This window comes from Ollibium composti (genome assembly GCF_004801285.1).
Classification (GTDB): Bacteria; Pseudomonadota; Alphaproteobacteria; order Rhizobiales; family Rhizobiaceae; genus Mesorhizobium; species Mesorhizobium composti.
Map to the genome: position 1 here is coordinate 229,382 of NZ_SSNY01000004.1, position 11,612 is coordinate 240,993.

The 11,612-nt window shown below is 65.3% G+C and carries 8 protein-coding genes and 1 tRNA gene; 4 read left to right on the forward strand and 5 right to left on the reverse strand.

Going from position 1 to position 11,612, the window contains the following annotated elements:
• Position 1 precedes the first annotated feature (1 nt).
• Entirely contained in the window at positions 2-4,732 is a 4,731-nt protein-coding gene (gene gltB / locus E6C48_RS09315; RefSeq protein ID WP_136356389.1) for a glutamate synthase large subunit, read from the reverse strand.
• Between the two features lie 456 nt (positions 4,733-5,188).
• Between gltB and E6C48_RS09320 the strand changes: the two genes are divergently transcribed.
• Positions 5,189-6,232, forward strand: coding sequence for a threonine aldolase family protein (locus E6C48_RS09320; protein ID WP_136356391.1), 1,044 nt, complete (start codon positions 5,189-5,191; stop codon positions 6,230-6,232).
• Between the two features lie 65 nt (positions 6,233-6,297).
• On the opposite strand, the gene E6C48_RS09325 is transcribed toward E6C48_RS09320, so the two are convergent.
• Entirely contained in the window at positions 6,298-6,765 is a 468-nt protein-coding gene (locus E6C48_RS09325) for an Hsp20 family protein (protein ID WP_136356392.1), read from the reverse strand.
• Positions 6,766-7,250: 485 nt separating this feature from the next.
• Between E6C48_RS09325 and E6C48_RS09330 the strand changes: the two genes are divergently transcribed.
• Positions 7,251-8,240, forward strand: coding sequence for an alpha/beta fold hydrolase (locus E6C48_RS09330; protein ID WP_136356393.1), 990 nt, complete (start codon positions 7,251-7,253; stop codon positions 8,238-8,240).
• Between the two features lie 4 nt (positions 8,241-8,244).
• Here E6C48_RS09330 and hisN read toward each other — a convergent pair whose 3' ends face one another.
• Positions 8,245-9,018, reverse strand: coding sequence for a histidinol-phosphatase (hisN, locus tag E6C48_RS09335; RefSeq protein WP_136356394.1), 774 nt, complete (start codon positions 9,016-9,018; stop codon positions 8,245-8,247).
• 92 nt (positions 9,019-9,110) lie between these two features.
• Positions 9,111-9,953, reverse strand: coding sequence for an N-formylglutamate amidohydrolase (locus tag E6C48_RS09340; RefSeq protein ID WP_136356570.1), 843 nt, complete (start codon positions 9,951-9,953; stop codon positions 9,111-9,113).
• Positions 9,954-10,214: 261 nt separating this feature from the next.
• Between E6C48_RS09340 and cpdR the strand changes: the two genes are divergently transcribed.
• Both cpdR and E6C48_RS09350 read left to right on the forward strand, forming a co-directional pair.
• Positions 10,215-10,577 carry a cell cycle two-component system response regulator CpdR gene (cpdR, locus tag E6C48_RS09345; protein ID WP_006199474.1) on the forward strand — a complete coding sequence of 121 codons (363 nt, stop codon included), beginning with the start codon at positions 10,215-10,217 and terminating at the stop codon, positions 10,575-10,577.
• A 141-nt stretch (positions 10,578-10,718) separates the two neighbouring features.
• Positions 10,719-10,793 (forward strand) — tRNA-Val (locus E6C48_RS09350).
• Positions 10,794-10,892: 99 nt separating this feature from the next.
• Here E6C48_RS09350 and E6C48_RS09355 read toward each other — a convergent pair.
• The gene (locus E6C48_RS09355) at positions 10,893-11,141 is read right to left on the reverse strand and encodes a hypothetical protein (protein ID WP_136356395.1); all 249 of its coding nucleotides are present in this window, start codon (positions 11,139-11,141) and stop codon (positions 10,893-10,895) included.
• Positions 11,142-11,612 lie beyond the last annotated feature (471 nt).

An 11,612-nucleotide genomic window follows, 5' to 3' on the forward strand; every position in this document is an offset into this window, starting at 1 on the left:
CCTACTCCGCCGCCACGCTCATGCGGGCGCGCTCCATTTCCTGTAGCGCCCGGCGGTACTCGACCGGCATCACCTTGCGGAATTTCGGCCGGTAGGTCGCCCAGTCGTCGAGGATCTCCTTGCCCCTGGTCGAGCCGGTGAAATGCACATGGTTGGAGATGAGTTGGTAGAGCCGCTCCTCGTCATGGCTGGTCATGTCGTCGGAGACGTCGACGCGGCCCTTGTGGTCGATGTCGCCGCCGTGATGCAGAAGCTTCTCCATCAGGTCGTCTTCTTCCGGAACCGGCTCCAGTTCGACCATGGCCATGTTGCAGCGCTTGGCGAAGTCGCCCGCCTCGTCCAGCACATAGGCGACGCCGCCCGACATGCCGGCGGCGAAGTTGCGCCCCGTCTGGCCGATGACGACGACGATGCCGCCGGTCATGTATTCGCAACCGTGGTCGCCGACGCCTTCGACCACCGCCACGGCGCCGGAATTGCGCACGGCGAAACGCTCGCCGGCGACACCGCGGAAATAGCACTCGCCCTCGATGGCGCCGTAGAGCACGGTGTTGCCGACGATGATCGAGTTCTCGGCGACGATCTTCGCTTCCTCCGGCGGGCGGATGACGATGCGCCCGCCCGACAGGCCCTTGGCGACGTAGTCGTTGGCGGCCCCCACCAGGTCGAAGGAGACGCCGCGCGTCAGGAAGGCGCCGAAGGACTGCCCGGCCGTGCCGGTCAGCTTCACCTTGATGGTATCCTCACGCAGGCCCTTGTGGCGGAAGCGCTTGGCGACCTCGCCAGCCAGCATGGCGCCGGTGGAACGGTCGACGTTGCGGATCGGCACCTCGATCTCGACCGGCTGGCGCGCTTCCAGCGCCGGCTTCGCCTGCTCGATCAGCCTGCGGTCGAGCACGTCGTCGATGGGATGCTTCTGCCGCTCGGTCCAGTGCGTCGCCTGCGGCGGCGCGTCCGGCTTGAAGAACAGCTTCGAGAAATCGAGGCCCCTCGCCTTCCAGTGCTCGACGACGGCGCGCTTTTCCAACAGGTCGGTGTTGCCGACGATCTGGTCGAGATGGGTGAAGCCCATCGCTGCCAAAAGCTCGCGCACCTCCTCCGCCACGTAGAAGAAGAAGTTGATGACGTGCTCGGGCTGGCCCTTGAAGCGCTTGCGCAGCACCGGGTCCTGTGTGGCAACGCCGACCGGGCAGGTGTTGAGATGGCACTTGCGCATCATGATGCAGCCGGCCGCGATCAGCGGCGCGGTCGAGAAGCCGAACTCGTCGGCGCCGAGCAGAGCACCGATGACGACATCACGGCCGGTGCGCAACCCGCCGTCCACCTGCAGCGCCACGCGCGACCGCAAGCCGTTCAGCACCAGCGTCTGGTGCGTCTCGGCAAGGCCCATCTCCCACGGCGAGCCGGCATGCTTGAGCGAGGTCAGCGGCGATGCGCCGGTGCCGCCATCGTAGCCGGAAATGGTGATGTGGTCGGCGCGCGCCTTGGCGACGCCGGCGGCAACCGTGCCGACGCCGACTTCCGACACCAGCTTGACCGACACGTCGCCGGCCGGATTGACGTTCTTCAGGTCGTAGATGAGCTGCGCCAGGTCCTCGATCGAATAGATGTCATGATGCGGCGGCGGCGAGATCAGGCCGACGCCCGGCGTCGAATGCCGCGTCTTGGCGATGGTGGCGTCGACCTTGTGGCCGGGCAACTGGCCGCCCTCGCCGGGCTTCGCGCCCTGGGCCACCTTGATCTGCATCATGTCGGAGTTGACGAGGTATTCCGCCGTCACGCCGAAGCGGCCCGACGCCACCTGCTTGATGGCCGAACGCTCGGGGTTCGCCCCACCGCCCGGCAGCGGCAGGTAGCGGTCCGGCTCCTCGCCGCCCTCGCCGGTGTTCGACTTGCCGCCGATGGCGTTCATGGCGCGCGCCAGCGTCGTGTGCGCCTCGCGTGAAATCGATCCGAACGACATGGCGCCGGTGGAGAAGCGCCTGACGATCTCGGCCGCCGGCATGACCTTTTCAAGCGCAACCGGCTGGCGGCCGGTTTCCCCCGCCAGCTTGAGCTTGAACAGGCCGCGAATGGTCTGTGCGCGCGCCGTCTCGTCGTCGATCTGGGCGGAGTATTCCTTGAACGTCGCCCATGAGCCCTTGCGCACGGCATGCTGCAGGGTGGCGACCGCATCCGGCGACCACATATGCGCCTCGCCACGCATGCGGAACATATATTCGCCGCCGACGTCGAGGCTGCCCGCCAGCACCGGGTCGTTGCCGAAGGCGCGGTGGTGGCGCTGCACCGTCTCGGTGGCAAGCTGCTCGAGCCCGACGCCTTCGATCAGCGTGGCGGTGCCGGTGAAATACTTGTCGACGAATTCCGACTTCAGCCCGACGGCATCGAAGATCTGCGCGCCGCAATAGGACTGGTAGGTCGAGATGCCCATCTTGGACATGACCTTGAGGATGCCCTTGCCGATGGACTTGATGTAGCGGGTGACAACCTCGTGCGCGTCAACCTCGGGCGGAAAGTCGCCACGCCGGTGCATGTCGATCAGCGTGTCGAAGGCCAGATAAGGATTGATCGCCTCCGCGCCATAGCCGGCGAGGCAGCAGAAATGATGCACCTCGCGCGGCTCGCCAGATTCCACCACAAGCCCGACTGCCGTGCGCAATCCCTTGCGGATCAGGTGATGATGCACGGCCGCCGTCGCCAGCAGCGTCGGGATGTCGATGCGGTCCGGCCCGATCTGGCGGTCGGACAGGATGATGATGTTGTAGCCGCCGGCCACCGCAGCCTCGGCCCGCTCGCACAGACGCTCGATGGCCGCCGGCATGCCTTCCGAGCCCTCGGTCGCGGCATAGGTGATGTCGATGGTCTTGGTGTCGAAGCGTTCCTCGGTGTGGCCGATGGAACGGATCTTCTCGAGATCGGCATTGGTGAGGATCGGCTGGCGCACCTCCAGCCGCTTGCGGCGCGAGGAGCCGACAAGGTCGAAGATGTTCGGACGCGGCCCGATGAAGGAGACGAGGCTCATCACCAGTTCCTCGCGGATCGGGTCGATCGGCGGGTTGGTCACCTGCGCGAAGTTCTGCTTGAAATAGGTGTAGAGCAGCTTCGTCTGGTCCGACATCGCCGAGATCGGCGTGTCGGTGCCCATCGAGCCGACCGCCTCCTGGCCGGTGGTCGCCATGGGCGACATCAAAAGCTTCAGGTCTTCCTGCGTGTAGCCGAAGGCCTGCTGACGGTCGAGCAGCGTCACGTCCTTGCGCAGCGCGCGCGCCTCGACGGGGTTCAGGTCCTCCAGGATAAGCTGGGTGTTGGCGAGCCACTTCCTGTAGGGGTGCTTGCCGGCGATCTCGGCCTTGATCTCCTCGTCGGAGATGATGCGGCCCTTGGCGAGGTCGATCAGCAGCATCTTGCCCGGCTGCAGGCGCCACTTGGCGACGATGTGCTTTTCCTCGACCGGCAGTGCGCCGGCTTCAGAGGCGAGGATGACGCGGTCGTCGTCGGTGACGATGTAGCGCGCGGGGCGCAGGCCGTTGCGGTCGAGCGTCGCGCCGATCTGGCGGCCGTCGGTGAAGCACACCGCCGCCGGCCCGTCCCACGGCTCCATCAATGCGGCATGGTATTCGTAGAAGGCCTTGCGGTCCTCGTCCATGAGCTTGTTGCCGGCCCAGGCTTCCGGGATCAGCATCATCATGGCGTGGGCCAGCGTGTAGCCGCCCTGGAACAGGAATTCGAGCGCGTTGTCGAAGCAGGCGGTGTCGGATTGGCCCTCGTAGGAGATCGGCCACAGCTTGGAGATGTTGTTGCCGAACAGTTCCGAATCGACCGAGGCCTGGCGCGCCGCCATCCAGTTGTTGTTGCCGCGCACCGTGTTGATCTCGCCGTTATGGGCGACCATGCGGTAGGGATGCGCCAGCTTCCACGACGGGAAGGTGTTGGTGGAAAAGCGCTGGTGGACCAGCACCAGCGCCGTCTCGAAGCGCGGATCGGCGAGGTCCTTGTAGTAGGCGCCGACCTGATAGGCGAGGAACATGCCCTTGTAGACGATGGTGCGCGCCGACAGCGACACGCAATAGGCGCCGACGTCCTTGTTGTCGTTCTCGGCATAGATGCGGCCGGAAATGACCTTGCGCAGCAGGTAGAGCCGGGCTTCGTACTCTTCGTCGTCGTCAATGTCGGCGGTGCGGCCGATGAACACCTGCCGGTGGAACGGCTCGGCGGCGGCGATATCCGGCGCCTTCGACAACGAGGAATTGTCGACCGGCACGTCGCGGAAGCCGATCAGCGGCAGGCCCTCCGAAGCGGCCGATTCGCGGATGATCTCGTCGATATGGGCACGCAACGCCGCATCCTGCGGCATGAACCAGTGGCCGACGCCGTATTGGCCGGGTGGCGGCAATTCGATGCCCTGCTTTGCCATCTCCTCGCGGAAGAAGCGGTCGGGAACCTGCACCAGAAGGCCGGCGCCGTCGCCCATCAGCGGATCGGCGCCGACGGCGCCGCGATGCGTCAGGTTCTCCAGCATTGCCAGACCGTCTTCGACTATTCTATGCGACTTCACGCCCTTCATCTGAGCGATGAAGCCGACGCCGCAGGCGTCGTGTTCGTTGCGCGGGTCGTAGAGGCCCTGGGCTGCCGGCAGGCCGGGCAGCGCACCGCCGCTGGCGGTCGTTTTGACGGTCGCCGCTCGCTTCTGCGCGGCGGGGCCGTCTGTCGCAGGGAGCGTGAACGCCGTCATATTCTTCATCCTCGTTTGGCCGGCCGCCAACTGCGCCAGGAAGGTTCTCTTCCCCCAAAGTCGCAGCGCGACACCTGCTCAGGTTACTGACCACGGTCCTTCGAGCGGACCACCGAACATCCCGCTGGCCTTCGGCCGGGAGAAGAGTGCGATCCGCACGTCGCGCCACACCCCGCACCGCGATGATAGCTCATCTTGGCCGGCTGGGCGCGATTAAATAAGACAGCATTACTGTCCTATATCGATATTGCAGAAATCGCAGGGCCACACAAGACCGATTCATCAAAAAACGCGACCGCGCGCGAAATAAAATTGCTCGCATCGCCGGTATGGCGAAATCTTGCCCGATGGCAGGCACCCGGCGGTGTCGCAATTTTCGCCTCGTCTGGCCCTTGCGGTTTGTGCAGGAAGCGCCATGGTCCGGCGTCCCTTCACCAACGCAATCACGGATCCCGCATGTTCTTCGCATCCGACAACTGGGCCGGCGCCCATCCAGCCATCGCCGCCGGCCTTTCCGCGCACGCCGGCGGCTATTCGGCCGCCTATAGCGACGGTGCGCTCGACAAGGCCGTCACCACTCGGTTTTCTGAAATCTTCGAGCGCGAGGTGGCCGTATTCTTTGTTTCCACGGGAACGGCGGCCAACGCGCTGTCGCTGACCGCCTACAACAAATCCGGCGGCATCGCGCTCACCCATCGCGAGGCGCATCTGATCGCCGACGAATGCGGGGCATTCGAATATCTTTCCGGCGGCGGGCGGCTGCATGGCGTCGACGGCGCTTCGGGCCGCATCGATCCGGCGGAACTGGAAAGGGCGCTCGACCGCCTCGCTCCGGAAGTCGTCCACACCGGACGCCCCATCGCGGTGTCGATCACCCAGTCGACGGAAGTCGGCACCATCTACAGCCTCGACCAGATCGCCGCGATTTCGGCCCTGGCCAAGCGCTACAAGCTGCCGCTGCACATGGACGGCGCACGCTTCGCCAACGCGCTGGTGGCGCTGGACACCTCGCCGGCCGAGATGACCTGGAAGCGCGGCGTCGACGTGCTTTCCTTCGGCGGCACCAAGAACGGCTGCTGGTGCGCCGAGGCGGTCGTCCTGTTCGATCTCGACCGCGCCCGGGAACTGTCCTTCCTGCGAAAGCGCGCAGCGCAGCTCTTTTCCAAGTCGCGCTTCATCGCCGCCCAGTTCGACGCCTATTTCCGCGACGGGTTGTGGCTGGAGACGGCCCGTCATTCCAACGCGATGGCAGCAAGGCTCGCGGCGGCGGTCGAGCAATCGAAAACGGCACGGCTGGCATGGCGGCCGGAAGCCAACGAGGTTTTCGTAATCCTGAAGAAGACGAACGCCAAACGGCTCGAGGAAGCCGGCGCGGTCTTCTACGATTGGGCCGTACCGCAGGGCCTGATCGTCGAAGCGGACGAGATGCTCTATCGCTTCGTCACCTCCTTCGCCACCACGGCCGAAGACATCGAGCGCTTCGCCGGCTTCGTCGCATAGCCCGCGACAAAAAGGCGGCGCGGGTTGCCCCACGCCGCCTTCGTCTCACGGGAGGATGAGACGCGTCAGTTCGCGGCCTTGGCCTCGATCTGCTTGGTTTTCGCCGGAGCCGCCGAAATCGCGATCTTGCGCGGCTTCAGTTCCTCGGGAATGTTGCGCTTGAGGTCGACGAACAGAAGGCCGTTCTTCAGCGCGGCGCCCTCGACATCGACATGGTCGGCGAGTTGGAAGCGGCGCTCGAAGGCGCGCGCGGCGATGCCGCGGTAAAGCAGCTCCTTGCCGTCCTCGTCGCTCTCTTCCTTGCGCTCACCCTTGATGGTCAGCACGTTGCGATGGGCTTCGATCGAAATCTCGTCGTCCGAGAAGCCGGCCACCGCGACCGAGATGCGATAGGCGTTCTCGCCGGTCTTTTCGATGTTGTAGGGCGGATAGGTCTGGCCGCCCTCGGGCTGGGCCAGCGAATCCAGCATCGTGAACAGTCGGTCGAAACCGACGGTCGAGCGATAGAGAGGGGAAAAATCGACATGACGCATGATGTGTTCTCCTTTGAGCAACATGTTTTGCGTGATGGCCCTGATGAAACCCTTGGGCGAAAACCCTGATGGCGTTCCAGACGGACCAGCGGCCCCGCTATCGGCGGCCGCACTGGTTAGGTGGGAGTGCTTTTTCGGCATTTCAAGACTGTTTTTGCGCCCGCGGCACGTCCTTGATTGATGAACGCCGGATGAACCGGACCTTCGGATCACGTTCAGGTGACCGCCGCTAGGATCAGCTCAACAGTTCAGCGGCCGAAATGGGTCGCGACGAGATCGAGCCGGGTGTAACGTCCCTTCCTCCCGGATCGACGAAGGCCGGGAGTTCGCTCTGGCGGCTCCCGGCCGTTATCTTGCGGCCGCGTCAGGAGACTTGCCGTCTTTGCATTCTGGCGCATTTGCTTCTATCACCATGTGGCCCTCCCGCAGGCAACCTCACATCAGCCGAAGCGCCGCCTCTCGAAACGCCGCCCCCAAAACGCCGAATGACGGACGATCTGTTCCACGACATCCCCGGCAATCCCCGGCCCGAGAACGCCGAGGGCGGTTTCTTTACCGCGCGCGACGGGCGCCGCGTCCGTTACGCCCGTTTCGCCGCCACCGGCCGGCCGATGAAGGGCACGGTCGTCATCCTCACCGGTCGCAACGAGTGCATCGAGAAATATTTCGAGACGATCCGCGACCTTGCCGGCCGCGGCCTCGGCAGCGCCATCCTGGACTGGCGCGGACAGGGCGGCTCCGACCGGCTGCTCTCCAATCCGCAGCGCGGCTACGTCAAGAGCTTTTCCGCCTATACGGCCGACCTCGAGCAATTCTTCGCGGAAGTCGTGCTGCCCGATTGCCGCGGCCCCTATTATATCCTTGCCCATTCGGCCGGTGCCACCGTGGCGTTGCTTGCCGCCCCCTTCATGACCAATCGCGTCCGCCGCATGGTGCTGATCGCGCCCTTCCTCGCTTTGCCCGGCCAGAAGGTGTCGATGCGCTGGGTGCGGCGCGTCACCACCTTGCTGACCTTTCTCGGCTTCGGCCGCATGTACGCCGCGTGGGGTCCGCGGCCGAAGGAATCCACGCCTTTCGCCGTCAACAAGCTGACCACCGATCCCGTCCGCTACCGGCGCAACACCCTGCTTTATGAGACATATCCCGAACTCGCCCTGGGCGGCCCGACGGTGCGCTGGCTGCGGGCCGCGGCGATCGCCGCCGAAGCCGTCAGCGCGCAGGACTTTATGGGCCGCTTCCAGGTGCCAACGCTGATCGTCGGTGCCGGCGCCGACGAGGTGGTCTCCACCCGGGCGGTGGAAGCCTACGCCCGGTACCTGCGGCTGGGTTCGTTCCTGATGATCGACGGCGCCCGCCACGAGATCCTGCAGGAAGCCGACCTCTACCGCGAACAATTCCTCGCTGCCTTCGACGCCTTCATTCCCGGCACCGAGGATGGTGCTCAGCAAGCCTCGACGTCCGACGCCGAAGGCTGAGGCCCTATCCCCTCAGCGCAGCCATGGCCGCTTCGTGCAGTTCCGGCGTGGCGGCGGCGACGATGTCGCCGCCGTTCTCGGCCGGGCCGCCGTCGAAGGTGGTGACGATGCCGCCCGCCTTCTCGATGATCGGGATGAGCGCCACGATGTCGTAGGGTTTCAGGCCGGGCTCGGTGACGATGTCGACGCTGCCGGCCGCCAGCATGGCGAAGGCGTAGCAATCGGTGCCGTAGCGCGCCAGCCGCACCGTCTGCTCGAAACGGTTGTAGCGGCCGCGCGCCTCGTCCTTGAACAGGGCCGGCGTGGTGGTGAACAGCGTCGCTTCCTCGATGCGGGTCGTCTTGCGCGTCTGCAACCGGCGCGGTCCGCCGGGGCCTTCATAGTGCGCGCCGGACCCGTTGGCGTAGAACAGCTCGCCGGTGAAGGGCTGCGCCATCATGCCCGCCACCGCCTCGCCGTCGGTGGTGAGCCCGACCAGCGTGCCCCATGTCGGCAGGCCGGAGATGAAGGCGCGCGTACCGTCGATCGGATCGATCACCCAGACGTGCCGGCTGGCGAGGTTCTGGCTGCCGTGCTCCTCGCCGAGGATGCCGTGGTCGGGGAACTCCGCCGCAATCAGCGCCCGGATCGCCAGTTCGGTCTGCTGGTCGGCTTCTGTGACCGGGTCGAAGCCGGCCGCTTCCTTGTTGGCGACCGCGCCCTGCCTGCGGAACCGCGGCAGGGTCTCAGCGGCGGCGGCAGCAGCGATGCGCCGCAAGAAATCGGTCGAAATGTCCAAGACGCCCTCCTCGGCCCGCGCGATCCGGCACGGCCTTCGCTGCATAGCAAAAGCGCGACCGGAATGTCACGCGCCGCAGTGCCGCTCGCGGACTATTCGGCCGCCAGCGGCAGGTCGAGGAAATGATGGTCCGGCATCGCCATGAGGTCGGCAGAGAAGCGCGCCAGATCCTCGGCCAGCGCGGCAAAGCCGACCGTCTTCTGCAGCGTGCGTTCGTTCATATAGAGCCCGCGATTGACCTCGACCTGCAGGGCATGCAGCCGCCGCGCCGGCCGGCCGTAGTGTTCGGTGATGAAGCCGCCGGCATAGGGCTTGTTGTGCGCCACGGTGTAGCCCATGGCCGACAGGAGCGAGATCGCCCGCTCCGTCAGCGCGGCGGACGCCGCCGTGCCGAATCGGTCGCCGACGATGAAATCCGGCCGGAAGCCGCTGTCGCCGACGCGCACGCTGGCCGGCATCGAATGACAGTCGATCAGCACCGCATAGCCGAAACCGGCATGGGTGCGCGCGATCAGCCGCTTCAGCGTCTCGTGATAGGGCTTGTAGACCGTCTCGATGCGCGCCACGGCTTCCGCCAGCGGCAGCCGCCCGGCATAGATGTCGAGCCCCTCGCCGACCAGCCGCGGCACCGTGCCCAGCCCGCCTGCGACGCGAGCCGAGCGGATGTTGCAATAGGACGGCACCGGTTCGGCGAACATGCGCGGGTCGAGTTCCCACGGCTCGCGGTTGACGTCGAGATAGGCGCGCGGAAAATTCGCCGCCAGCAGCGGCGCGCCGAGGGCCACCACCGCGCCGAAAAGCTCGTCCACGTAGCAATCCTCGGATCGGCGGATGGCGGTGCTGTCGAGCCTTGCCATGGCCAGGAAACGCTCGGGATAGAAACGGCCGCTGTGCGGCGAGGAGAAGACGAAGGGAACGCGCTGTTCGGCGCCCATGCGGACCTCGAAGGGCGCGACGCCCGAAAAATCCTCGGCGACCGTCGTCAATTCCAACCTGCTGGCAAGCACCGCAACATCATCGGCAAAGCCTGCCACCTCGGCGCCCACCTGTCCAGCTTTTCAACGGCTTGCGGCGCTTTGTACGAAGGTTCAGCGGCGGCATCATTCACTTGATGTTTACCCTCGCCACCTCATATACAGGATGGTTAACGGGATCGCGTTCCAGGATCCCGCTGAGTGATTCGGACGGCAATCGACATGGCACGCATCCTTCTGGCGGAAGACGACGATGATATGCGCCGCTTCCTGGTTAAGGCGCTTGAGCGCGCCGGCTACCAGGTCAGCGATTTCGACAATGGCGCGAGCGCCTACGAGCGCCTGCGCGAAGAACCCTTCTCGCTGCTCTTGACCGACATCGTCATGCCCGAGATGGACGGCATCGAACTGGCCCGCCGCGCCACCGAGATCGATCCCGACCTGAAGGTGATGTTCATCACCGGCTTCGCCGCCGTCGCCCTCAACCCCGATTCGAAGGCACCCAAGGACGCCAAGGTGCTGTCGAAGCCGTTCCACCTGCGCGACCTCGTCAACGAGGTCGAGAAGATGCTGCAGGCGGCCTGAGACGGGACCGCGGCCGGGGCATACCTGCCCTTGTCCGCCGTATCGCGGAGCCAGCGATTCCGGCCCTGCGAATAGCCCGATCTTTTCGCCATGCCGCTATTGACGCGCCGGGGCAAAAGTGGTGTATGCGCGGCCTTGGATGGGCGTATAGCTCAGCGGGAGAGCACTACGTTGACATCGTAGGGGTCCCAAGTTCGATCCTTGGTACGCCCACCATCCAACCCTCTGAAATCGTTGCGACGGTCCGCCCGTTTCGAGCGGAATTCGGAGGCCTCGGCAGGTTCATCGAACCTGGTACGGCCGAGGCCTTGCGGTCTACGCCCGCGCTGCCGGGTGGAAGAGGTGCCGCAACGACTGGCGCAGCACCGCGAACTCGTCCGGTTCGATGCGATAGCCCTGCACCGAAATCGCCACCACGCGCTTGTCCGACCCGTCCAGTCGCTCGACGGCGACAAGGGCGTCCTCGACATCCCGGCAGGGCATGTCGATCTCGTCCCCCGATCGTGCGGCAAGATAGAGGTGGACGGGCGATATCTCGTCGGCGCGCGCCGTGCGGTGTCTCATCGGATTTTCCAGGTGGATCGGGGTTTTGCCCGCCGCTTCGGATCAATCACCCGGCGGTAAACAATCTCTAAACTTTTAGCCGAATCCCACAGATGATTCGCACCTCACAAGGAATCGGCGCACACTCCGCTCCGACCGCTGGACAGGACCTTTCGACGGGCAAGGCCGGGGCGGGTTCGAATCGATGGCCAGACGGCGGCGGTCCGCGAAACGACGATCGAAGCCGCTTTCACGCATTGACGTTTGAAACGATTGAAAAGACATTGCACATCGCTGGCGACAAGCCCTATGGTTCGTCGCAGGGATGGAACCGGAACACCCGCATGGCGCATCCGTGGCCGGCGCGGGCGAATAGATAGTCCGGAATGCCCTTCGGGGAACAGTCCGGACAATAGCGGGCCTGACAGACGGTCAGGGACGACGCGGAGGGAAGGACGATCCGGTTTCATCACGGCTGGCACGCCGCTTGGG

Coding starts and splice junctions, on each gene's coding strand:
- E6C48_RS09355 (WP_136356395.1), bottom strand. CDS start 11,141: ATGAGACACCGCACGGCGCGCGCCGACGAGATATCGCCCGTCCACCTC.
- gltB (WP_136356389.1), bottom strand. CDS start 4,732: ATGACGGCGTTCACGCTCCCTGCGACAGACGGCCCCGCCGCGCAGAAG.
- E6C48_RS09330 (WP_136356393.1), top strand. CDS start 7,251: ATGACGGACGATCTGTTCCACGACATCCCCGGCAATCCCCGGCCCGAG.
- E6C48_RS09320 (WP_136356391.1), top strand. CDS start 5,189: ATGTTCTTCGCATCCGACAACTGGGCCGGCGCCCATCCAGCCATCGCC.
- cpdR (WP_006199474.1), top strand. CDS start 10,215: ATGGCACGCATCCTTCTGGCGGAAGACGACGATGATATGCGCCGCTTC.
- E6C48_RS09340 (WP_136356570.1), bottom strand. CDS start 9,953: ATGGGCGCCGAACAGCGCGTTCCCTTCGTCTTCTCCTCGCCGCACAGC.
- E6C48_RS09325 (WP_136356392.1), bottom strand. CDS start 6,765: ATGCGTCATGTCGATTTTTCCCCTCTCTATCGCTCGACCGTCGGTTTC.